General features: G+C 52.8%; 20 protein-coding genes. 11 read left to right on the top strand and 9 right to left on the bottom strand.

All coding sequences use genetic code 11. The annotated features are described in order from the left end of the window. The 8 genes from NNL38_RS17965 to NNL38_RS17930 form a co-directional block, all read right to left on the bottom strand. Positions 1-1161, bottom strand: a complete 1161-nt coding sequence (locus NNL38_RS17965; RefSeq protein ID WP_255391816.1) for a polysaccharide biosynthesis tyrosine autokinase — start codon at positions 1159-1161, stop codon at positions 1-3. Further along, a complete protein-coding gene (locus tag NNL38_RS17960) occupies positions 1118-2209 on the bottom strand; it encodes a GumC family protein (protein ID WP_255391815.1) in 1092 nt (363 codons plus the stop codon). Before NNL38_RS17960 ends, NNL38_RS17965 begins: the two co-directional genes overlap by 44 nt. Positions 2210-2255: 46 nt before the next feature. Further along, entirely contained in the window at positions 2256-2783 is a 528-nt protein-coding gene (locus tag NNL38_RS17955) for a polysaccharide biosynthesis/export family protein (RefSeq protein ID WP_255391814.1), read from the bottom strand. A gap of 35 nt (positions 2784-2818) precedes the next feature. Next, positions 2819-4012, bottom strand: a complete 1194-nt coding sequence (locus NNL38_RS17950; RefSeq protein ID WP_255391813.1) for an outer membrane beta-barrel protein — start codon at positions 4010-4012, stop codon at positions 2819-2821. Between the two features lie 21 nt (positions 4013-4033). Next, complete coding sequence (locus tag NNL38_RS17945) at positions 4034-5434, bottom strand: undecaprenyl-phosphate glucose phosphotransferase (RefSeq protein ID WP_255391812.1); 1401 nt, start codon at positions 5432-5434, stop codon at positions 4034-4036. A gap of 410 nt (positions 5435-5844) precedes the next feature. Continuing rightward, positions 5845-6336 carry a hypothetical protein gene (locus NNL38_RS17940; RefSeq protein ID WP_255391811.1) on the bottom strand — a complete coding sequence of 164 codons (492 nt, stop codon included), beginning with the start codon at positions 6334-6336 and terminating at the stop codon, positions 5845-5847. A 218-nt stretch (positions 6337-6554) separates the two neighbouring features. Further along, complete coding sequence (locus NNL38_RS17935) at positions 6555-7223, bottom strand: GntR family transcriptional regulator (protein ID WP_255391810.1); 669 nt, start codon at positions 7221-7223, stop codon at positions 6555-6557. Positions 7224-7280: 57 nt separating this feature from the next. Beyond that, positions 7281-8282 carry a 4-hydroxyproline epimerase gene (locus NNL38_RS17930; protein WP_255391809.1) on the bottom strand — a complete coding sequence of 334 codons (1002 nt, stop codon included), beginning with the start codon at positions 8280-8282 and terminating at the stop codon, positions 7281-7283. Between the two features lie 178 nt (positions 8283-8460). Between NNL38_RS17930 and NNL38_RS17925 the strand changes: the two genes are divergently transcribed. The 6 genes from NNL38_RS17925 to NNL38_RS17900 all read left to right on the top strand — a co-directional run bounded on the left by NNL38_RS17925 (position 8461) and on the right by NNL38_RS17900 (position 15898). Then, positions 8461-9714 (top strand): NAD(P)/FAD-dependent oxidoreductase, encoded by a 1254-nt coding sequence (locus NNL38_RS17925; protein ID WP_255391808.1) that lies wholly within the window; start codon positions 8461-8463, stop codon positions 9712-9714. 142 nt (positions 9715-9856) lie between these two features. Then, the gene (gene nhaC / locus NNL38_RS17920) at positions 9857-11293 is read left to right on the top strand and encodes a Na+/H+ antiporter NhaC (protein WP_255391807.1); all 1437 of its coding nucleotides are present in this window, start codon (positions 9857-9859) and stop codon (positions 11291-11293) included. A gap of 87 nt (positions 11294-11380) precedes the next feature. Further along, positions 11381-12256 (top strand): 4-hydroxy-tetrahydrodipicolinate synthase, encoded by an 876-nt coding sequence (gene dapA / locus NNL38_RS17915; protein WP_255391806.1) that lies wholly within the window; start codon positions 11381-11383, stop codon positions 12254-12256. A 9-nt stretch (positions 12257-12265) separates the two neighbouring features. Then, positions 12266-13771 carry an aldehyde dehydrogenase gene (locus tag NNL38_RS17910; protein ID WP_255391805.1) on the top strand — a complete coding sequence of 502 codons (1506 nt, stop codon included), beginning with the start codon at positions 12266-12268 and terminating at the stop codon, positions 13769-13771. Positions 13772-13859: 88 nt separating this feature from the next. Continuing rightward, positions 13860-15395: an ATP-binding cassette domain-containing protein gene (locus NNL38_RS17905; RefSeq protein WP_255391804.1), complete on the top strand. Its 1536-nt coding sequence runs from the start codon at positions 13860-13862 to the stop codon at positions 15393-15395. Positions 15396-15544: 149 nt separating this feature from the next. Then, positions 15545-15898 (top strand): tRNA-binding protein, encoded by a 354-nt coding sequence (locus NNL38_RS17900; protein ID WP_255391803.1) that lies wholly within the window; start codon positions 15545-15547, stop codon positions 15896-15898. 134 nt (positions 15899-16032) lie between these two features. Here the strand turns inward: NNL38_RS17900 and NNL38_RS17895 are convergent, their stop codons facing one another. Next, complete coding sequence (locus tag NNL38_RS17895; protein WP_255391802.1) at positions 16033-16968, bottom strand: LysR family transcriptional regulator; 936 nt, start codon at positions 16966-16968, stop codon at positions 16033-16035. A 120-nt stretch (positions 16969-17088) separates the two neighbouring features. On the opposite strand from NNL38_RS17895, the gene NNL38_RS17890 reads away from it, so the two are divergent. The 5 genes from NNL38_RS17890 (at position 17089) to cyoD (ending at position 22899) form a co-directional block, all read left to right on the top strand. Further along, positions 17089-18126 (top strand): zinc-binding alcohol dehydrogenase family protein, encoded by a 1038-nt coding sequence (locus NNL38_RS17890; RefSeq protein WP_255391801.1) that lies wholly within the window; start codon positions 17089-17091, stop codon positions 18124-18126. Between the two features lie 836 nt (positions 18127-18962). Then, on the top strand, positions 18963-19946 hold the full coding sequence (gene cyoA, locus NNL38_RS17885; RefSeq protein ID WP_255391800.1) for a ubiquinol oxidase subunit II: 984 nt from the start codon (positions 18963-18965) through the stop codon (positions 19944-19946). Positions 19947-19953: 7 nt separating this feature from the next. After that, a complete protein-coding gene (cyoB, locus tag NNL38_RS17880; RefSeq protein ID WP_255391799.1) occupies positions 19954-21993 on the top strand; it encodes a cytochrome o ubiquinol oxidase subunit I in 2040 nt (679 codons plus the stop codon). Beyond that, positions 21983-22588: a cytochrome o ubiquinol oxidase subunit III gene (gene cyoC / locus NNL38_RS17875; RefSeq protein WP_255391798.1), complete on the top strand. Its 606-nt coding sequence runs from the start codon at positions 21983-21985 to the stop codon at positions 22586-22588. Before cyoB ends, cyoC begins: the two co-directional genes overlap by 11 nt. Then, a complete protein-coding gene (cyoD, locus tag NNL38_RS17870) occupies positions 22585-22899 on the top strand; it encodes a cytochrome o ubiquinol oxidase subunit IV (RefSeq protein ID WP_255391797.1) in 315 nt (104 codons plus the stop codon). Before cyoC ends, cyoD begins: the two co-directional genes overlap by 4 nt. Positions 22900-22903: the final 4 nt, after the last annotated feature.

The following is a 22903-nucleotide window of genomic DNA, read 5'->3' as shown; positions in this document are numbered from 1 at the left end:
CTAGCTGTGCTGCTGTTCGGCGGTCGCAAATTTGTCGTAATAGCTGTCATACTGCGTGTGTTGTCGATCAACTTGGTTCAGCACAACGCCATGGATCGGGATGTTGTGTTTTGTCATCTTGGCGATTGCGGCCTGGACCTCATTTAGCTTGGTACCTGCTTTAACGACCATGACGACGCTCCCGGTCTGTTGACCCATGATCAGGGCGTCACTGACCACCAGGGCCGGAGGCGTATCAATCACGATTCGGTCATATTGCGCTTCAAGGGTGGCCAGCAGCGCAGCAAACTGCTCAGAACCAAGCAACTCCTGGGGACTAGGTGTGGACTCACCGGCCGTCAGAATATCGATACCTGACTGGGCGTCATGATAGAGACACGCCTCGAGGGGCTCTCCCATGACCAGGAGATTGATGAGCCCCGGATGATCCTTGGATAGTCCGAAACTCTTTCCAATAGCAGGTTTTCGCAGATCGCAGTCGATCAACAGGACCTTCTCCATGGTGCCCATTGCGATAGCCAGGTTGATTGAAGTCGTCGTCTTTCCTTCTTCAGGAATAGATGACGTAACGGCAATTCGTTTACCAGAATGATTCATCAGCTGGAGTCGCAAGGATGTCCGGATCGTCCGGACGGACTCGGTGAAGCCCTGTTGTTTACTATCAAAGAACAGGTGCGCATCCAGCCCTTTTTTCCGGTAGTTCTTCGGCTTGATAAGTGGCAGTGCTCCTAAAGCCTGCAGATTGAGTTTGTCTTCAATTTCGTCGGGCTTTTCGATGGTGCTGCGAAACGATTCAAGCATAAATGCCAGAAGGATTGTCAGGACCATCATGGTCATTGTGGCGATTGCAACTGTTTTCGCTTTTTGCGGTTTGGTTGGTTGTAGCGGCGGCAGCGCATAGTCGGAGAATCGTGCATTGGTCGATTTCAAGTCGCTGGTGGCGCTGGTTTCTTTCTGGCGGTTAAGGAATAGGTTGTATAACTGGCGGTTGCTTTCAACGTCTCGCTTCAGCGCGTCGTATTTTGCTTCCTGGATGATTAACTGCTGATATTCATCCTTCTTATCCTTCAATGCCTGATTTAAGCTGGCCTCCTGTTGTAGTGCGGCCTGGCGCTCTTTATCCAGACCTTTGGCCAGTTGGGTCAGGAGTTTTTTTCGCATGCCGCTGAATTGTCGCTAACTGCGCCTGTGCCTGAATCATTTTGTCGTGCTTGGGGCCATAGCGTTTTGATAGTTCTGAAACACGTTTTTCTGCATCAATTTCGGCCAGACGAATATCGCGTAATTGCGGGTGGTTGGAGATTTCTGACACCGTTGACAGACTGGCAGCGTCGGCACTTTTATTTTTGTTGAGCAGATACGACAGTGATTCAGCTGCAATCCGGCGATCCCGGGCAGCCGACAGTTGATTGGTCAGCTCGGTCAGCTCAACCGATGCCAGTCCGTTGATACCGCTGAAGTCAATCAATCCTTCTTGTTGCATAAAGTTCGAGAGCCGTGCTTCTGATTCAACCAATTGTTGCTTCAGTTCATCCAGGCGTTCGCGGAGCCAGTCGGAGGTCTGAGAGGTAATGGATAGCCGTGCTTCCAGATTTGACTGGATATAACTGTTGCCCACTTCATTGGCGATATGTGCGGCCAAGATCGGATCCTCTGACTCAAAACTAATCTTCACCAGTTGAGTATTCCGGATGGGCGCGATGGTGAGCTTATCCTTAAAAGTTGCCAACACTTTTCGTTTCAGCTTTTCCTGTCGAGTCAGCATTGTGGTGGCCTGAATTTCCGAAAGTGTCGTTTGGGTGGATAGCGATGACTTCAGCCAGGCCTTGATGGTGGCGAGTAACCCGGTGTCCTCAAGTTGACCGTTAAACTCCGGCAAGGTAGCCAGATCCAGCTTGTCGATGACATGTTGGGCGATTTTGTTCGACTTCAGGATCTCAAACTGGGTGAGATAATATTCTTTTTTACTGGTATCGATACCGACCACTTCTTCGATCGATACAGCTTTTTGCTGTTGGGCTTCTATGAGAAGCACAGCGGTGGCGCGGTACACGGGCGTAGTCGATTGTACCAAGAAGTAGCTCACGACAGCCGTGAGTGTTGTCAGGAGAAAGATGGCTAATCTGTATTTCTTTAAGGTCGACAGATAGCTTCCGAAGCCAAAGTTTGCTTCTTTCCTTTGAGGGTGATTTACCGGTGTTTCTAGCATATGTCACTCACTTAGTTTGCAAAATCAAACTGAAGAAGACTGATTCTTAAAAGAAACTCTGATCGATGACGATAATATCGCCCGGCTCAACATTATGTTTCAGGCTGACCTTTTTCCGCTGGGGACCATTATTGGCTGGGTTGATATTAATCGCATTCCGTGAAGCGCGGTCGGTAAACCCACCGGCTAAAGCGATGGCCTTATCGACGGTGAGTCCGGGCTTATATTCATATCCGCCGGGGCGTTTGACTTCACCGTTCACATAAATCTGACGATAGGAGATGATGTTGATCCGTACTTTCGGCGAGACTAAATAGTCGCCCTTCAACCCGTGATAGATTTCATTCTTCAATTGCTCAGGGGTTTTCCCCTTTGCAGAGATTTGGCCAAGATAGGGATAATCAAACGTACCACTTGAGCTTAACAGGAGTTGATCAACGGAGAGTTCCTCCTCGCCATAGACTTGGATTTGGATTTTATCCCCCGGGCCAAGTTGATAAATATCTTCAAAGCTTGCAGCGTACACCGGAAATATGATGAATAAGCTGAGTAAAATAGCGTTGATGAGCGTCATGTTACACCTCGCTAGAGTGGCCTGAGCGGTTTGGATTAAAGGCCAAAGGTTGCTGTGAGAGACCAAACCTGTTTATTGGAATCAATACCAGGCTGGGAGGATGTCCTGTCTGTATAGTCCCAGCCGAGACTGAAAGTAAGCCAGCGGCGCATGTCGTAATTGGCAGATATTTGCCAGGTATTCGTAGTATCTTTTCGATTGATACCGGTGTAGCTTTCGTCTGAGTTTGTATAGGAGAGATCGGTATAAAATCGCTCCCGCCAGAAATGTTGCCAGCCGATGGCATAGGCGGTCTCTTTAATATAATCACCGGCCTGATCCGGGTCTTTGGCTTGTTGCAGAGTGCTCAGGCTTAGTGTTGAGTACCGTCTGGGGGACCAGGAGAGCTTGATATCCCAGCTGTTACCGCGAAAGTCGCTACGGTTCCCGTCACGAAAACGCTTGTCCTGTAAGCCGAACTTGGCGATGCCGGATGTTTTTCCGGAAATGTCCCATTCAGCACCCATGTAATAATAGGTGACATCGTTATCTAAACTGGGTTGCTGCGGTGCGGTGGTCTGGTATCGGCGATTTTCTTGCTGGATATCCATAAACAATCGGGTACTGGATGTCATTCGGTAATAGAAGGCCGCACCATAGTGGTTTTCGTCGTAATCTCTGAATCGGGTCACCTCACGGAAATTTTCATATGATCGATCATAGTAGCCCACGGAGCCGACAATCTGCCCTTTGGCACCTTCAGAGCCATAAGCATAATTGGCATGAAAATAGTGTGCGCTATATTCAATCGGTTCATCAAATCCGTCGGTCGTGCTGCTGATCCCTTCTGAGATGCCCGTCCCGCGCGCTTCATGCAGGCGATCGAATTCATAGGCAAGATTGAGACGGTTACGGTGGTTAATATTCAATTCGCTGATCAAATCGAATCGATGATCTAAGTAATTGTCTTCTGAACTATTAAAATAATTGCCTTTGGTAAGAATATAGTCGCCATAGAAATAATTGTTGCCGTGCGTCGCTTTGACAAAAATGGATGGCTCCAACTCAAGGAGCATGGACGAGATTTGATTGTTACTCTCGTTTTCATTGGTAACGTTGTCATCATATTGAATCGAGGTCGCAATCACCGGCGTGATTTCTATGCCCGAATCTGTTACATACGCAGCCGGCGAAAAAATAGCCATCGCGAGAGGAGACATAAATAACAGAATAAGGAGAGAATATTTCATGGTTATATCACGCCACATGTCTTAGTAAGCCATTTTATCTGAGAATATTTTGACGGTGGTCAGGCATATGATTTTCAGATCCATCGATAATGACCAGCATTGAATGTATGCAAGATCATATTCCACTCTTTTTTCCATTTTTGAGATCGTATCCGTTTCACCCCGATAACCGTTGATTTGTGCCCATCCTGTGATACCGGGTTTGACTTTATGGCGTAACATATAGCGCTCGACAATCGCTCGGTACTCTTCGTTGTGGGCGACAGCATGTGGGCGAGGGCCAACGATTGACATTGTGCCTTGAAGGACATTGATAAACTGGGGGAATTCGTCCAGTGATGTTCGGCGAAGAAAAGCCCCAAAAGCAGTGACACGGAAGTCATTCCTAGTTGCTTGTTTAATCAAGGCGCCATTGTCTGTCGTACTCATCGTTCGAAACTTCCACACTTTTATTTTCTTTCCATCCAGACCGTATCTGTCTTGCTTGAATAGAACCGGGCCTGGTGACGAGAGCTTTACGCCGATAACAATCGCAATTAATAAAGGAGAAGAAAGGACAAGAATTATGGATGCCAGGATAATATCTTCAATACGTTTCACCCATGCCGTCAGGCCATTAAATGGGGTATCAAACACGCTTAATACCTGGATGCCGCCTACATGCCCTAAACGCGAATACAAAAGGTTATAACTGAAGAAGTCAGGAATTAAATAGGTATTCGCTGTAGTGTCCGAAAACTTTTCAAGGAACTGTGTGATTCGCCCTTTGGCATAAAGCGGCATTGCAATGTAGATATGTTTTAGTTCACCTTGTCTGGCTTTCTCTAAAGCGTCGCTGACCGAGCCGCATATCGGCACTTTGAGATCTTTCGGAATACGGTCGTTATCTCGTTCGTCGTAGAATCCTTCTAAAATGATGCCTGAATCGGTTCTGAGCTTTAGTTCTTCTGCAAGAGCGATACCATTCTCTGTGACACCAATAATCGCTGCTTTCTGTGTGTAGTATCCGCGATGATATAGTTGTCGAGTCACTTGCAGTATGGCAAAGCGCCAGATGATTAGCGCGAAGGGAGTCAGTACGAACCAGAGTCCGATCACGACTCGTGAAAAATCAGTGCTTTTCTTGGTGAAATAGGCGGTGGCTATCAGTATGAACACTGTCAGTATCCAGGATAACAATGTTGCGATAGCATGCTCGCGGAAGGTCCCTGTTCTCCATGAGCGGTAAAGGTGACAACTTTCAGCAGACAATAAAAAACAGATCATGCCGAATGCGCAAGAAATATAATAGTTGCTGGCCACTTCCTGAAGATAGAGCCCGAGAGAAATATAGAGGGTTAAGGCAACGATTGATATATCAACTAGGCGATATAACAACCCAAAGTCAGGCTCCTTTTCTCGAATTATATCTCTGTTTTTCATTTTATTATTTGCCTTATAAATACAGCTTTTAATTTATGGCGTTGTTTTATGCGGTTTGTTTTATCAATGTGTAACTTTTGGTTGTGCGTATTCAAGCATGCTACCGCCATTGGGTTACAGCTCCCACTTTGCTTGAAAAAACAGAATGTTCAACTCCTTCATTTGTATAAAAATGAGTGACAATTTCTCAGGCTTGCTATTTTTAAAGTTTCAGTCTACTGGAGCGCCCAGTATCATTTTGTTCATGGTGTTGTCTTATCAATCGTCAATCATTCTGGCTATTGATATTATTCTTTAAAATTAGACTAAGGCTCTCAGTATCGAAGTATGAAAAAAGTATGAAATTGATCACCTGCACTTGCTAGGGTTTTGTCGAGTTGTATCGTGAGTGCAAGCACCTCGTACGCGACTCAGCAGTGGCTGATATTTTTGAGGTATGGTGATCGAGATTCAGGATCAAACTGCGCGCGCTTTGGCTGATGTTTACGGTAATAATCGTCGAGTTGAGAGGCAACATGGGATGAAAAGCAAGTATCTCCAGCCATCACTGCTTGAATGCCTTTACAAATGATGTCGAACTCGTCATCAAGATTGAAGTATCCACAGACATTTGGCCACTTGACTATTTCATCGATAACAAGATGATCTGTTGTGCTGAGTAAGGCTAGGGAAGCCGTTCCGGATTTGAGCTTATCTTGCAGTAATCGCTTGGTCTCTGCATCCAGGTTCGTCAGGTCAATCAGAACTAACATATTTTTTTCATTGTTCAGTTCAGATGCGAATGTGTTGACATCAAGAACGGTCAAACCAACTTTTAATTTGGGTGGAACACAGAGTCCGAGGGCACGCACATGTGTTCTGTGGTTTGATAGAAGAATAAGTTGTTTGATAGCCCCAGACATATGCTTGTCCTTCCATGGTCGAGATTATGAAATTAGTTGTTAACCTATATGTTAATAAGATAGCTTATCCTCAGTACTGTGGTGAAAATATATTCAACCGTCATCGGGTGTTTGTGGTGGATAGGGCTCGTTTTGTACTGAATGCCTTAAAAAGCAGCCCGCTGGGTTTTGTTTTTAAGGCATTGATGTGTGGTTTTTTTTAGCAGAAAAGGTTGGAATTAGTTCTCTTGGCTGTTTTGTTTCTGCTGATCCAGCAGGCCGATGATATCCTCGGCGGAGACTTCAATGTGGCGTTTGAGCAGATCGCAGGCCGCTTCGGTGTTGCGCTCCCGGCACAGCACTAGCAGCTCCCGGTGTTCGGCTTCTGCTTTGGCGACGCCGGCGGTATGGAGCAGTTGGATGCGGATATAGCGATCCGACTGGGTATTGAGCTGGGTGATCAACTGCATGGTTTCCGGACGGTTGGCCGGGGTATACAGGGCTTTGTGAAACGCGAAGTTGTAATTGCTCCAGTGATCGACTCGGCTGCCGGTATTTAAGATCTCTTCGTACTCCTGCAACATGGCTTCGGCGGCATCTAAGTCGGCGTCTGACATCAGGGGGATGGCGTGGGCCAGCATGTGGCACTCCAGCAGTACCCGAAGCTCAAACAGCTCGCGGATCTTATCGGTCGAAAGCTCAGTGGCAAACGCGCCTTTATGGGCGTGGAACTCGAGGAGTCCTTCTGACTCCAGGGTCAGCAGGGCCTCACGTACTGGGATTCGGCTTACATCAAATTCTTTTGCCAGTGCATCCTGACGCAGCGGATCGCCGCCTTTGATTTCACCCCGGAGGATTTTGTCACGGATCGCATCGGCAACATATTGGGTACGTGTTTTGGGCTGCAAGGTAACTCCTTTTAACTTTCTTCTTGGTTCGGCCGCCTAACGGCGGCCGGATTTATTTTACTTTACTTCAAAGCCATACGCATAGGGATCTTCGCTGTCGACCCAGATGGTATTGTGGCCGGTGACGCGTGCCCAGCCCTGAACACTCGGCATGATGGCATCATAATCCCCCACTTTGGTCATGGATTCAACTCGGCCCTCAAACAGGCTGCCGATGATACTTTCATGGACGAAATCCTCGCCAACGCCTAAGCGGCCGCGGGCCACCCATTGGGCCATGCGGGCGCTGGTCCCGGTGCCGCACGGTGAGCGGTCGATAGCGCGATCGCCGTAGAACACCGCATTGCGCGCATGGGCACCCGGCTGAGTCGGGGTGCCGGTCCAGAGCACATGGCTGGCACCGCTCACGGTCGGATCGTCCGGGTGAACACAGTCGACCACCTGATTAATGGCTTCCCGTACTTTCGGCGAATAGTGCAGCACCTGGTCGGCACTGAAGTGCTCCAGACCCGGGAAGTTCTTCTGTGGTTCGATGATGGTGTAGTAGTTACCGCCGTATGACACATCGACGGTCAGCTCACCCAGTCCTTCGACGTCAATCACCACGTCGCGGTGGGCGAGGTAGCTGGCGACGTTATAAATCCGCACTTTTTCGACTTTATTGCCGTTTTGCTGATAGTCGATCCGAATCTGCCCGGCCGGAACATCGAGGATCAGGCGTCCGGGTGTTTTCGGTTGCAGGACCCCGTGTTCAATGGCGCTGGTGACGGTTCCGATGGTGCCGTGACCGCACATCGGCAGGCAGCCGCTGGTTTCAATAAACAGAATCGATGCATCGGCGTTGTCACTGCACGGCGGATAGATGATCGAGCCGGACATCATGGAATGGCCGCGCGGTTCAAACATCAGGGCACGACGGATCCAGTCATGGTGCTCCAGGAAGTCCTGACGCTTCTCACTCATGGTATTGCCTTTCAGGCTGGGGTAACCGCCGGCGACCAGTCGTACCGGATTGCCGCAGGTGTGCGCATCAATACAAAAAAAAGTTCCTTCACGCATCGTTTCTATCTCCTTGAATCATTGAAGTTTTGCTTTGCTGTTGTGTTCGTTTGATCTGCGCCTTGGCTCGATCCTGATCACAAAACCATCGAAAAGCGCTGGCTGAATGAACAACACCCCCCTAGTGTATATTGTATACAATATACATGCTCGCGAAATTCATGGGATGAGATCACAAATGGAAAAGATGGGTCACGACATTGCGATTATCGGCGCCGGCATTATCGGCTGCGCCTGTGCATACCGGCTGCAACAAGCCGGATTCCGGGTGGTGCTGCTCGATAAGGAAGCGCCGGGGCAGGGGGCTTCGTTCGGCAATGCGGGCCATATTGCCACCGAGCAAATTATGCCTTTGGCCAACCCGCAGATGCTGACCCAGATCCCGAGCATGTTATTGGATCCGCTGGGCCCGCTGCGGATCGACTGGCGCTACTTTCCCCGCCTGATGCCCTGGATGCTCAAGCTGGTCGCCAATATGCGCGCCGAGGCGCAGCAGCGTAGCCGGGCAGGGCTGATCCAGCTCAACCAGGCCAGTCTGGCCGCCTGGAAACAGCTGCTGGCGGACATGGAAGGCGAGAATTTAATGCGGCATCAGGGCTCATTGCTGGTATTCGAACAGGCGAAAACCGGCGAGGCGCTGCACCAGTTTGCCAAAACCCTGGCAGCCAATGGGGTCGCGGTGAACCCGCTGGCGAAGAAGGCGTTGCACCAGCAGGTACCCGGCCTTTCTGGAGGGGTGATTGGCGCGCTGGATTTCCCCGAAACCAGCCATGTGGTTGACCCGCATCGTCTGGTGGCCCGGCTGATGACAGCCGCGCAGGAGCTTGGGATGACCTATCACCAGCAGGAAGTGACCGGCGGATTTGTCACTGATCAGGGTGTGGAGCTGACCACCACCCAAGGTCCGGTGCGGGCATCGCGGGTGCTGGTGGCCGCCGGTGCGTTCAGTCAGTCACTGGTCTATCAGCTCACTGACGTCAACATCCCGCTGGATACCGAGCGCGGTTATCACCTGATGTTGCCCAAAGAAGCCGATCGTATCCCGGTAGCAGTTTCCTCGGCCGAGCGGCGTTTCATCATGACGCCGATGCAAGGCGGTCTTCGCCTGGCCGGGACCGTGGAATTTGCCGGGCTGGATCGCCCGGCCAACATGGCGCGCGCCCACCGGCTGGCCGATCTGGGCGATGCCCTGTTTGAACATCCGCTGGATCTTGCCGGAGCGACCCCCTGGATGGGCTGCCGACCTTCGTTGCCGGACTCGCTGCCCATTATTGATGCGGTCGGGCCGGATCTGCGGGTCATGCTGGCGCTGGGTCATCATCACCTCGGCCTCACCCAAGCGGCGATCACCGCGCAGCTGATCACCGAACTGGCCCGGCGGCAGACACCGGGACTGGATCTCAGTGCGTACCGGCTGAGCCGTTTTCACTAATTCATGTCGTTGCTGCCGGATCCCTTGCGAGGCTCCGATTGTGCAATCGGAGAGAGCAGGGGCACCGGGTGCAGGACAGATGTCACGCTAAAAAATAACAGAGCAAACCAATGACGTATTCATCAACAAAAGGAAGAGAGTTATGAGCACGAATTCGAGTGCTGTCCGGTTACCGACCAGCATGGAAGTGGTCGGCCTGATGGCGGGCTTTATTGCCATTATGTTTTTGTTTATCAATGTCCTGTCGCTGCCGATCCAGCTGGCGTTGTTTGCCTCCTGGTTCCTGGTGATGGGTCTCGGGTTACGGCTCGGGCAAACCTATCATGCAATGCAGACCGGGTTGATCAAGGGGATCCATAACGGGATGGAAGCGGTGCTGATCCTGATCACCGTCGGTGCCCTGATTGGCTCGTGGATCGCCGGCGGGATTGTCCCCAGTATCATTTACTATGGCCTGAACGTGATGAGCCCGAATATCTTTCTGGCCGCAGCGTTCGTGATCTGTGCCATGACCTCGCTGTCGACCGGTACCTCGTTCGGTACGGCAGGGACGGCCGGGATCGCGATGATCGGGATCGGTCACAGCTTTGGGATCCCGCTGCCGCTGGTGGCCGGTGCGGTGATCAGTGGTGCTTATGTCGGCGATAAGATGTCGCCACTGTCGGATACCACGGTGATGACGGCGTCGCTGTGTAAGGTGGATCTGATCGATCACATCAAATCCATGATGTATGTCAGCGGACCGGCCTGCGTGATTGCCTTCACGATGTTCCTGCTGGTGGGCTTTTTCTATGTCGACGGCAGCGTTGATACCAGCCGCGCGGATGCGGCGATGATGGCGCTGGAGCAACACTTTACGATTTCCCCCTGGCTGCTGCTGCCTGCGGTGGTTGTGATTCTGCTGCTGTCACGCCGGATGCCGTCGATTCCGGTGATCACCCTCGGAGCTGTGCTCGGCATTATCTGTGCCGTGGTCGCGCAGGGCATGCCGACCCTGGATGCGGTGCGCACCGTGTATGTCGGTAACGCGATGTCATCTGAGGTCGACTTCCTCAACACCCTGCTCAACCGCGGCGGCATTCTGTCGATGCTGGAAGTGATTGCCCTGATCCTGTTCGCCCTCGGCCTCGGTGGTCTGATGGAGCAAATCGGGATCTTGCAGGTGATTTGTAACCGTTTCCTGACCTGGGCCAACAATGCCGGTCGCCTGACGCTGTCGACCCTGTTTGGTGGTTTCTTCGGCAACTTCTTCGGCGGCGCGGCGTATGTCTCGCTGATCACTGCCAGCACGATTACGGAGAAAAACTACGACCAGCAGGGCATCGATCGCCGGGTGCTGTCCCGCAACACTGAAGCCGGCGGCACAGTCACCACACCCATGGTGCCCTGGTCTGACGGCGGCGTCTTTATGGCAACGACCCTGGGCGTGTCGACCCTCGGTTACCTGCCGTTCCTCTGGTACCACTTCCTGGTGCTCGCGATTTCACTCTTCTACGGCTACGCCAACATTGCGATTTGGCGGACAGAGTCAGTAGCGGACGAATCAACTTCACTGACGAAAGCCGAAGCGTCCTCGTAAGTCGGCGGCCATCAGAACCTTTAACTTTACTGCGTACATTACATCAGGGCCGGTCAGACGTCCGGCCCGCATTTCAAGGAGAGCTTTATGAAACTCGACGGTATTTTTGTTCCTGTCGTTACCCCGTTTACGGATGACAACCAAGTCAATTTTGAAGCCCTGGGCAAGCTGCTGGACTGGCAAATTGAAGCCGGTGTGGCGGGTATTGTCGCCTGCGGCACCACCGGGGAGTATTATGCCTTCAGTGATGAAGAGCGGACGCAGGTCCTGACGTTTATCGCCGAGCATGTCGGGGATCGCGCGCAGCTGATTGCCGGGGTGAACGATACCCACACTCAGGGCTCGATCAACAAAGCGCAGCAGGCCAAAGCGCTGGGCTATCAGGGCCTGATGCTGGCACCGCCGATTTACTGCCTGCCGCAGCAAAGCGAAATTATCACCCATTATCAAACTGTCAGCCGTGAGGTCGGCTTGCCGATCATCATGTACAACTTCCCGGCCCGCTCCGGGGTGGAAATTGAAGTGGACAGCGTGATTGAGCTGAGCCGCGATCCGAACATTGTCGGGATCAAAGAGAGCAGCGGCGATTTCACCCGAGCGCTGTCACTGATCAATGCGAACCTGGATGATTTCGCCGTGGTGTGCGGCTCGGACGATCAGGGCGCTGATTACCTGTTCTGGGGCGTTCGCGCCTGGATCGGCGGGGCGGCGAACTATCTGCCGGAAGCCCATGTCCAGATGCTGGAGTCAGCCCGCATCGGTGATTACAACGCCTTGCGCGCCATCATGACCAAGCTGCTGCCGGTGATCCAGAACCAGGAGTCGGCGGACTATAACCAGAAGGCCAAGCTGGCGCTGATCCATCGCGGCCAGGACGTGGGCCCAATCCGCGCGCCATTGCAACCGATCTGCAAAACCGATCAGGACGCTTTCCTTCAACTGCTGGATGCGGCACTGCAATAGGAGATCATCATGACGTTAACGTTTACAAAAGCGAAAGAGCAGGTTTTTCAGGCTGCCAGGCAGGGTGAGTTGTTTGCCGGATGTTTGATCCCCGGCTTGTCCGAGGCCGCGCTGGCGGAGATCGGCACGCTGGAGACGTACAGCCCGTATGACGGTCAGGTGATTGGCCGGATCCAAGCAGCAGGCGAGGCGCAAGTAAACGCCGCGGTGACGGCGGCCCGGAGCAGTTTTGAATCCGGCGAGTGGTCAGCGATGCCGCTGGGCGATCGCAAAGCGATTTTACAGCGCTGGGTGGCACTGATGAGCGAACACGCGGAAGAGCTGGCGGCGCTGGATTGTGTCGATGCCGGCAAACCGATCACCGAATGTCTGAATACCGACATTCCGGAAACCATCCATACCTTTACCTGGTACACCGAAGCGATCGATAAAGTGTTCGGCCGCATTGCGCCGACCAATACCGATACCCTGGGACTGATTGTCAAAGAGCCGATTGGCGTCGTCGGTGCGGTACTGCCCTGGAATTTCCCGGCCCAGATGTTCGCCTGGAAAGTCGCCCCGGCGCTGGCGGCGGGTAACTCGGTGGTGGTGAAACCTGCCGAGCAGACCAGCCTGAGTGCCTATCGTATGGTGCAACTGGCGCACGAGGCCGGGGTGCCGCAAGGGGCGCTGACCCTGGTGACCGGGCTGGGTGAAGCGGTCGGTCAGCCGCTGGGACTGCACCCGGATGTTGATGTGGTATCGTTCACCGGCAGCACCGAAGTCGGCCGACTGTTTCTGCAATACTCGGCGCAGAGTAACCTCAAGGAGATCGTGCTGGAGTGCGGCGGTAAAAGCCCGCAGGTGATTTTTGACGATGTTTACAGCCTGGATGAGATTGTCGATGACGTGCTGAACGCTGCGTTCTGGAACATGAGTGAGAACTGCAGCTGCGGCTCGCGCCTGCTGGTTCACACCAGCATCAAAGATGCGCTGCTGGAGAAACTCAAAGCCGGTCTCAGCCAGTGGCAACTGGGGGATCCGCAGGACCCACAGGTCAGCATCGGGCCGATGATTGAGCCGGCGCATTTTGATAAGGTCCGCAGTTACCTTGAGCGCACTCAGGCAGATGGCGCGACGCTGGTTCACGGTGGCGGGACACCGGATCTCGGCGCCGGACTGTTTGTCGAACCGACCATTTTCGACAACGTGACGCCGGAGATGGCGCTGTTCCGCGAAGAGGTGTTCGGGCCTATTCTGGCGGTCACCACCTTTGACAGCGAAGCGGAAGCGATCCGTCTGGCGAACGCGGGCAACTACGGCCTGGCCGCATCCCTGTATACGTCCGACATCCGCCGGGCACACCGGGTGTCGCGTCAGCTGAAAGCCGGGACGGTTTCGGTCAACTGCTTCAGCGAAGGGGATATCACCACACCGTTCGGCGGCTATAAGCAGTCCGGGTTTGGTGGCCGGGACAACGGGTTGGAAGCCTTCGATCAGTATCTGCAGACCAAGACCATCTGGTTGCAGAATTAAGGCCTGATTTACAGTCTCGGTTTTACAGTTAAGGTGACGGTTTGGTATGTATTGGGTACCAAACCGTTTTTTCATAAGGAAATGAAACATGACCATTGCCATGCAAGATGTGCAACTGGCGCTTTCGCACGGGAGCCTGCAAGTTGACCTGTGGGAGATTGAACCCGGTCAGCACTGGATGATTTTTTCTGCTTATCAGCATTACGGGTCGCTATTGGGCCAGCTCCTGAGCGGAGAGCGAATGCCTGACGGCGGCGACATCACCGGATTGCCGGAGCGGGTCGGGGTGGTTTCTCTGGCGCAGCAGCAGGCGTTGCTGGACGCGGAGCTGGAGCAGGACGAAACGGATTACATCGACCAGATTGATTATGGTCATTCGGTCGAATACCTGATTGGTGAGTGTTGCCGGGACAGCGATCAGGTCGAGCAACTGCTGGAGATGCTGGACTTGGAGCACCTGCGCAACAGCGGTTTTCGCCAGCTGTCGACAGGGGAGACCCGACGTCTGATGCTGGCCCGTGCGCTGGCTGTCGATCCTCAGTTGCTGGTGCTCGATGATCCTTATGTCGGGCTGGATGTGGTCCACCAGGAAAAACTCTCCGCCTTACTGAGCAATCTCTCCGAGCAGATGACGCTGGTTTTGATCACCGCGCGAGAATCCCATATTCCCGATTGCATCACGCATATCGCGATGTTCAGTGAAACGTCCGCCACAGAGCGGGCGGGAAATGCCAACGTCATGACATTAAGCCCGGGGATGACGGTCGCTGAATTCACCTCGCATCCGGTGCTGCGTCAGCTGGAAGCTTTGTCGGCTGAGCGCAGTGACGCGGTGATGGCACTGATCCGCGAGCGCCAGCAACTATTTCAACAGGCCTATCAGACTCAACTGACGCACGCTCTGTCCCAAGAGCAGCCACAACAGGGGCATGCGCCGCTGGTGGCAATTCGTGACGGCAAAGTAGAGTATTTTGACCGGCTGATCTTCGACCAGGTGAACTGGCAGATTTTGCCGGGTCAGCACTGGCAGATCCGCGGACCGAATGGCTGTGGCAAAAGTACCCTGTTGGCGCTGATTTTAGGCGATCATCCACAATGTTATGCCAATGACATGACGGTGCTGGGCTATCGACGCGGCAGCGGTGAGAGCATCTGGGATATCAAGCGCCGGATCGGGGTGGTGTCATCCTCACTGCATATGCAGTATCGCGTCAGTTGCAGTGCGCTGGAGGTGCTGTTGTCCGGCTTTTATGACTCCATCGGCCTGTACGATCAGCCGTCGAAAACTCAGGTGCAGCAAGCCCGTGAGTGGCTGGCGATTCTGGCAATGGCGGATGAAGAGCGCACCCCTTTTCGCGCCCTGGGTTACGGCCAGCAGCGGCTATTGCTGATCGGCCGGGCACTCATTAAACAGCCTGCGTTGCTGATCCTCGATGAACCCTACCAGGGGCTGGATTTCGTCAACCGCAAGCTGGTCTACCAGGTCCTCAATATGATCGCCGAAGAGCAGCTCAGCCAGCTGTTGTATGTGTCCCACCATCCGGAAGACAGCCTGCCGGCCATTCGCAACTATGTTGATTTTGTCCCTGACGGTGAAGGGTATGCGGTGGTGGTTTCCGGCTGAGTTAGTCTGAGTTTTTGAAAGACTGAATTGTCGGATTGGTGATCGAATGAACTGAAATAGAAGTGCTTTGCGATTATGGTTGACGGACAATACAGGTGGAGAAGCTGCGTGCCCCTTGATTCGTGCCATTTGAAAAATAAGGAAAACAGATGAACCCAGCGCCAATCAAAGAACTCATCACTTTCGATGATTTTGCAAAACTGGATATTCGTGTTGGCACCATTACTTCCGTCTCGGCGGTTGAACGATCCGATAAGTTGATGAAGCTGATGGTTGATTTTGGCGATCATACCCGGTCGATCCTGGCCGGGATAAAACAAGAGCGTGAGAACCCACAGGAGATTGAAGGCAAGCAAGCGTTATTTGTGGTGAATCTGCCGGAGAGGAAGATGGCCGGTGAAGTCTCGCAAGGCATGTTATTTGATATTGGCTTTGAAGATAAAATTACGCCTTGTTTGGCGATGCCGGAATGTCAGGTGCCGAATGGTTGCCGTGCAGGGTAATGCTGCCGATGATAACTATGGACAAAAGTGTACAGAAGGCGGCGGAAGTCTGTTCGTTTGACTAAGGTTTCTTGTGGCATATTTGACATACTCAGCGAAATGTTCTGAACGAGCATACGGTCCGCATCAGATATTCAATCCAAAGCATGCTTTGGCAGGATCTTTTGTTCGACCAGGGCGTTGAGGCGCTCGGCACATTTGCGCTGCAAGTGATCCCTGAGTAACCGCATCGCCGGGGTGATCGACTGCCGACTCGGGCAGATCAACCACAGTTCGGTGACTCGCGGCCGGAATTGCGGCATGACGTTGACTACACGCCCGGACAGCAAATCATCCGCCATATCGAGGCAGGATTTTACGGCAATGCCTTTCCCCGCCACACACCAGCGCCGAACCAAATCGCCGTCATTCGACACTCGATCGCCGCTCATTTTGATTTTGAATTGCTGATCGTCGCGGGTAAATGTCCAGGTATCGTGGGGAATATCCTGTAGTTGATAGAACAGGCCGTTATGCGACACCAGATCCTGGGGATGCTTCGGTTGACCCCGTTGCGCCAGATAAGCCGGGGTGGCACAAAGCAAGGTCGGGACATGGCAGATCTGAAAGCCATACAGACCGGCATCGCTCGGCGAGCCGTATCGCAATGCCATATCCACGGAATCGCGGTAGAAATCAATATTGCTGTCGCTGATATTCACCCGCAGGCTCAGCCCCGGGTGCTCCGTCATAAACTCATCAACCCAGGGGAGCAGACAGTTGCGGCCCAGGTCCGACGATACGGCAATGCGCAGTTCGCCTTCGATCGTCCCCTGATCGGCACGGATGTTTTGCCGTGCCTGCTCCAGCATCTGCAATGCCTGCTCACATTGTGGGAGATACTTTTCCCCGGCAGTCGATAATCTGAGCTGTCGCGTGGTCCGCACAAACAGCTCTCCCCCGAGGGACTGCTCGACGCGTTTCACTGCGGCACTGGCGGTTGCGGTGCGCATGCCTAAGCTGTTTGCTGCGGCGGTAATGCTGCGAAACTCGGCCACTTTGAGCACGACTTTCAGATCTTCAATCATCATATTTTCAAAAAATTATTGATAATGTTTCATGGATTAGGCTGTTTATCGCAGTGTAATAAAAAGTCACACTGGCTACCAGTTCAACGTCCCCGAGGGGCGGCACCCACTGGAGAAAATGTCATGAAAGCAATTGGATACACGAAAGCACGCCCGATCACCGACAACGATGCCCTGGTTGATATTGAGCTCCCTCAGCCGATTGCCAGCGGCCGGGATCTACTGGTGAAGGTAAAGGCCGTGGCGGTGAATCCGGTGGATTACAAGATCCGCCAGAACGTTTCGCCAACGGCAGGCGAATACAAAGTCATTGGCTGGGATGCCGTGGGTGAAGTGGTCGCGACGGGGGAGGACGCCACCTTGTTTCAACCGGGCGATCAGGTCTATTACGCCGGTGATCTGACCCGCTCGGGCAGCAATGCCGAGTATCAGCTGGTGGATGAGCGGATTGTCGGCCATAAACCGAACAGTCTCTCTGATGCCGAAGCGGCGGCATTGCCGCTGACGACGATTACGGCCTGGGAATTGTTGTTTGATCACTTCAATCTGCCGCAGCACTCACCGGAGGCCGAGGCTGCAACGGATGACGTGATTCTGGTGGTTGGCGCCGCAGGCGGGGTAGGCTCGATCCTGATCCAGCTGGCTAAAACCCTGACTGGTGCGACCGTGATCGCGACGGCTTCGCGCGATGCATCCCGGGATTGGGTGAAAAGCCTTGGCGCTGATCAGGTGGTAGATCATACTCAGCCGCTCAAGCCGCAAATTGACGCCCTGATCGCGGCAGACCAGGTTGGTCCGGTGACGCATATCGCCAGCCTCAATGCCACGCAGCAGTATTTTGACAGCTACGCTGATTTGCTGGTGCCGTTCGGCAAAATTGCTATGATTGATGATCCGGACGCACTCAACGTGATGAAACTGAAATCCAAGAGTCTGTCGCTGCATATCGAGTTCATGTTTGCCCGCGCCATGCATCAGGCGGCGGATCTGGACGCTCAACATCAACTGCTTGAGCGCGTCGCGGCGCTGGTAGATCAGGGGTATATCCGGACCACCGCCGGGAAGCATCTCGGTGTGATTAATGCCGCGAATTTGAAAGCCGCGCATGCCGAGCTGGAATCCGGTCGTGCCGTTGGAAAGATTGTTCTGGAAGGCTTTTGACTGGCCTGACGAACAGCGACAACTCATCTGATATGATGCTGTCAGAGTATCTGTGACATCCTGTTTTCGGAACAGCCTTGGCGGGCTGTTCCTTGCTCGGGCATCGCGGTCCGTCATGCGATACCGCATGTCCAATTCAGGGTGACAGATGGCGGAGGTGAGAGTGGTGTAAAAATAACCATCCCTGCAAAATAGTGCGACTAAATTCGATCTTCCTGCGCCCTTTAACTCTTCATTTTTTGCCACTTAGTGTGTAATTACATCCAGTGGCTTATTCTTTCTAATCTTTTGAGATTCATGAGGCGTTGCTGTGTCCCTGTGATGGACATTGGCGTACTGATACCCGCGCAGGTTACCCTGTGTACACTTCCAAAAAATCAACCCCATTATTGATGATTCTGTCTATTTGTAAATTTTATGACAAATTAGTTCGTACGGATCATGCAATTTTTACTTGGTAACACACCTCTCTTTTTTGTGAAACATTTCTGAGATAACAAGTGTTTGAATGTTAAATCCTTTGCTTTTCAATGGTTTTTTGAAGCACGTCGTTACCATTTTCGAAACGTTAGTTTTCATTTTGCGCTAGTGAGGTTGCTTGGTCTTATCCGGATAATGCGTCACTTGTAACAAATTGTTTCTTTTTGTAACTGTGATGTTCGGGCCGGTCACAAATGTTTGCATGGTGCAAATGCAGTGGCAGCACGTTCCTGAACGGTGCCAGAACGGACGATTTTTACAAAGCTCAACAACAAAAACACGTATTAAAACCAATCGCAATATCCTAAAAGTGCCAACTTTTATGTGGGAATATTGCAAAACAATCGAGAAAGTAAATGGAAGCCTCAAGATATAAGAACATCTTGTCGAGGGTGGGGTTGTTTAGTGCAATTTTAATGCTCTCCGGGTGTGAATCTGCACTGTTGGATCCCAAGGGGATTATCGGTGTTCAGGAGAAAGAGCTGATCATTACAGCTTTGCTTCTGATGCTGATTGTCGTGATCCCGGTGATCCTGATGACAATCTACTTCGCTTACAAATACCGCTCTGATAATACCCAGGAAGAATATGCGCCTGAATGGGCTCATTCGACCAAGATTGAAGTGGTGGTCTGGACAGTTCCAATCATCATTATCGCCATTCTGGGCGTGATCACCTGGCGTTCAACACATGCGCTGGAGCCGTCAAAGCCGCTGGTGAGTGACGTGAAGCCGGTGGAAATCCAGGTGGTGTCTCTGGACTGGAAATGGCTGTTCATCTATCCGGAGCAAAACATTGCGACCGTGAACTATGTTGCCTTCCCGAAAGATGTGCCGGTGAACTTCAAGATCACCTCGGACAACATCATGAACTCCTTCTTTATTCCCCGTTTAGGCAGCCAGATCTACGCCATGCCGGGCATGGTGACGCGTCTGCACCTGATGGCGAACCACGCAGGGGAGTACAAAGGCATCGCGGCCAGCTACAGCGGCGAAGGTTTTTCGCACATGAAGTTCAAGGCCGTGGCTCTGGACGATCGCGCCAGCTTCAACCAGTGGGTTGAGCAGGTGAAAGCCGCGCCACAGCAGCTGCATGATTTCAGTGATTATGAAGCGCTGGCGGAGCCGAGCATTGATGTTCCGGTGACGTTCTACTCGAAAGTACCGCACTCCCTGTTCTCTGATGTTGTGATGCAGTTCGAAGGCGGAATGCACTCGCAAATGTCGGAAGAAGGTCACATGGGCGATGGCCATATGAGCAACAACCATCCGAGCAACAACCATTCAGGTCATCACGCGATGGAGCAAGCTCAGATGGACAAGGCTGAACACGAAGGTTAATGAGATTATGTTTGGAAGACTAACACTAGAGTCCATTCCTTATCATGAGCCCATCATTATGGTGACGCTTGGGGTGATTGCGCTGGTCGGTCTCGCGGTTGTCGCGATGATCACCCGTGCTGGGAAATGGCAATACCTCTGGAATGAGTGGTTTACTTCGGTCGATCACAAGAAAATTGGTTTTATGTACATCGCTGTGGCGATGATTATGCTGCTGCGTGGTTTTGCCGATGCAGTGATGATGCGAAGCCAGCAGCTGTTTTCTGCTGCGGGCGAAGCTGGTTACCTGCCACCGCATCACTACGATCAGATCTTCACCGCCCACGGCGTGATTATGATCTTCTTCGTGGCGATGCCGCTGATCATCGGCCTGATGAACATCATCGTGCCACTGCAGATTGGTGCGCGCGACGTGGCGTTCCCGTTCCTGAACAACCTGAGCTTCTGGCTGTTTGTGGTCGGTGTGATCCTGACCAACATGTCACTGGCGGTAGGTGAGTTCGGTCGTACCGGTTGGCTGGCGTACCCGCCGCTGTCGGGGATTGACGCCAGTCCGGGCGTCGGGGTCGACTACTGGATCTGGGCGCTGCAGATCTCCGGTGTGGGGACCACGCTGTCGGGTGTGAACTTCTTCACCACCATCCTGCGCATGCGTACCCCGTCGATGCCACTGATGAAGATGCCGGTCTTTACCTGGGCATCGCTGTGCTCGAATATCCTGATCATTATCTCGTTCCCGATCCTGACCGTGACTATCGCGCTCTTGACGCTGGACCGTTACGTTGGCACCCACTTCTTCACCAATGATATGGGTGGCAACATGATGATGTATGTCAACCTGATTTGGGCCTGGGGTCACCCGGAAGTATACATTCTGGTGCTGCCGGTCTTCGGTGTGTTCTCAGAAGTGACGGCCACGTTCGCGCGCAAGAAGCTGTTCGGTTACACCTCGCTGGTTTGGGCAACGATTGTGATCACCGTGCTGGCCTTCGTCGTTTGGCTGCACCACTTCTTCACCATGGGCGGCGGCGCGAATGTGAACGCCTTCTTTGGCATCGCCACCATGATTATCTCGATCCCGACCGGGGTGAAGATCTTCAATTGGCTGTTCACCATGTACAAAGGCCGCATTACGTTCACCACGCCAATGCTGTGGACCATCGGCTTTTTGATCTCCTTCACGATTGGCGGGATGACCGGCGTTCTGATGGCGGTTCCGGGTGCGGACTTTGTGCTGCATAACTCGGTCTTCCTGATTGCGCACTTCCATAACGTCATCATCGGTGGTGTGGTCTTCGGCTGTTTTGCCGGTATGGCTTACTGGTTCCCGAAAATGACCGGTTTCACCCTGAACGAAGCCTGGGGTAAGCGTGCCTTCTGGTGCTGGATCATCGGTTTCATTCTGGCCTTCGTCCCGCTGTACGCGCTGGGCTTCATGGGCATGACCCGTCGTCTGAGCCAGGATATCAATCCTGAGTTCTTCCCGCTGCTGGCCGTTGCGGCTTGTGGTACGGCGATTATTGCCGCAGGTGTGCTGTGTCAGTTCATTCAGATCTTCGTGAGTATCCGTGACCGTCACCAGAATGCTGATCTGAGCGGTGACCCGTGGGATGGCCGTACCCTGGAGTGGGCAACGTCTTCTCCACCGGCGTTCTACAACTTTGCCGTGCTGCCGAAAGGCGACGAGCTGGATGCGTTCTGGTATCAGAAAGAGCGTGGTGAGCATAACAAAGATCAGGAAGCGGACTATCAGCCAATCCATATGCCGAAAAACACCCCAACCGGGATGTATGTTTCTGCATGGTCTCTGGTGTTTGGTTTCGCGATGATCTGGTACATCTGGTGGCTGGCCGCGATCGGCTTTGTCGGCATGATCGTGACCTGTATCCGCCACAGCTTCAACGAAGACGTGGACTACTACGTGACCGTTGAAGAAATCAAAGCGATTGAAGCGGAACGTCAAGCCAAGCTGAAACAAGCGAAAGGGCAAGTGACGTCCGGCAATGAAGATAACGATGATGATCTGGAGGTGACCTATGCAAACTAATGCGATTGCGCATGATCATGGTCATGATCACCACGACACGGCAGGCAACAAGCTGTTTGGCTTCTGGATTTACCTGATGAGTGACTGCATCCTGTTTGCAAGCCTGTTTGCAACCTATGCAGTCCTGGTTAACGGCACGGCCGGTGGCCCAAGCGGGAAAGACATTTTCGAGCTGCCGTTCGTCTTCACGGAAACCATGATGCTGCTGTTCAGTAGTATCACGTTCGGCTTCGGCATCATTGCCATGAAGCGCAAGGATATTGCCGGTCTGAAACGCTGGATGGGGATCACCTTCCTACTGGGCCTGGGCTTTATCATCATGGAAGTGTATGAGTTCCATCACCTGATTGAAGAAGGGTACGGCCCGGATCGCAGCGCGTTCCTGTCGGCCTTCTTCGCGCTGGTCGGGACCCACGGCCTGCACGTGACCTTCGGTCTGATCTGGCTGGCGGTGTGCTACTGGCAGCTCAATACCAAGGGCCTGAACGAGATGATGGAAACCCGTTTCCATTGTCTGAGCCTGTTCTGGCACTTCCTGGATATCGTCTGGATCTGTGTTTTCACCATCGTTTATCTGCTGGGGGTCATGTCATGAGCCAACAACACGCTGATTCTGGGGTGCAGGACTACGTCAAAGGCTTTATCGCCTCGCTGATCCTGACCATTATCCCGTTCTACTTCGTGGCGACGCAGAGCCTGCCGGATACCATCACTTACGTGCTGATGTTCGGTTGTGCCATTGTGCAGTTGCTGGTGCACCTGGTGTACTTCCTGCACATGGAGATCCGCACCGAAGACGGCCAGTGGAACATGATCTCCCTGGTGTTTACCGCGCTGGTGGTGTTTATCGTGATTGCAGGTTCCATCTGGATTATGTGGAACCTCAACGTCAATATGATGATGTAGGGCG

Source organism: Photobacterium atrarenae, from assembly GCF_024380015.1.
Classification (GTDB): domain Bacteria; phylum Pseudomonadota; class Gammaproteobacteria; order Enterobacterales; family Vibrionaceae; genus Photobacterium; species Photobacterium atrarenae.
Note: the sequence above shows the minus strand (reverse complement) of the source record. Positions and strands in the feature narration are given on the sequence as shown.